2 pseudogenes are annotated in these 771 nt (G+C 58.1%); both read right to left on the bottom strand.

Features of this window, described 5'->3' with window-relative positions:
* Positions 1-477: 477 nt before the first annotated feature.
* Positions 478-693, bottom strand: a pseudogene (locus AB1L30_RS00325) (hypothetical protein); the annotation flags it as partial.
* A pseudogene (locus AB1L30_RS00320) lies at positions 683-739 on the bottom strand (hypothetical protein); the annotation flags it as partial. The pseudogenes AB1L30_RS00320 and AB1L30_RS00325, both read right to left, overlap by 11 nt.
* Positions 740-771 lie beyond the last annotated feature (32 nt).

The raw sequence follows: 771 nt of genomic DNA, 5'->3' as shown, positions 1-771 counted from the left end.
GTTTCCTCTCGCCACACTTCGTCACCGACGAAGACAAGCAGTTGGTCGAGCTGGAAGACTGCCTGATCCTGCTGTTTGAAGAAAAGATCTCGTCGGCCAAGAAGCTGGTTCCACTGCTGGCGAGCTGGTGCCCTTGACGTACTTCACGCGGACGTCGCCAGCATCGAAGCCAGCGTCGTTAGCGGTAAGCAGGACGTCGTTGTTCTCGCCGAAGCCACGCTGGCAGTCATCATGGTACCGATGTCGACTTCCATCCCCCTGACCCGATTGGAACGACCGGCCCGCTCGCCCTCCTGGCCAACCAACCCACGTTCCCCTCTGATCCCGTACCCCTGCCCCGAGGCTGATCGATTCCAGCAGTGGAACCAGCTTCTTGGCCGACGAGATCTTTTCTTCAAACAGCAGGATCAGGCAGTCTTCCAGCTCGCCGCTGGTGCCAACACGATTCATCTGGTGGCTGCGGGCATCCCAATCATTGAAATCACCGACGACCGAAACCGCCTTGGCATTCGGAGCCCAAACGGCGAAGGACCGGTGGTCGTATCGAAGTGACCTGAGAAGTAAGGGAGCAGGTCGCCTGCTTCGCTGTGTCCAAAGAACAGTTTCTGGGCGGCGATGCTGCCGGACGAGTACGTTTTGTACGGTTCTTGTCGAGCTGGTTGACGACTTGCAGGTAAACCAGCACGTCGACACGGTCGCCAGGCAAAATCAGACCCGAAGCGGCACTTTCCGCAGTCACCTTGATCGAGTGAACTCGGTAACCCTTCGGAA

It is taken from the genome of Bremerella sp. JC817 (assembly GCF_040718835.1).
In the GTDB taxonomy this organism is placed as follows: domain Bacteria; phylum Planctomycetota; class Planctomycetia; order Pirellulales; family Pirellulaceae; genus Bremerella.
Note: the sequence above shows the minus strand (reverse complement) of the source record. Positions and strands in the feature narration are given on the sequence as shown.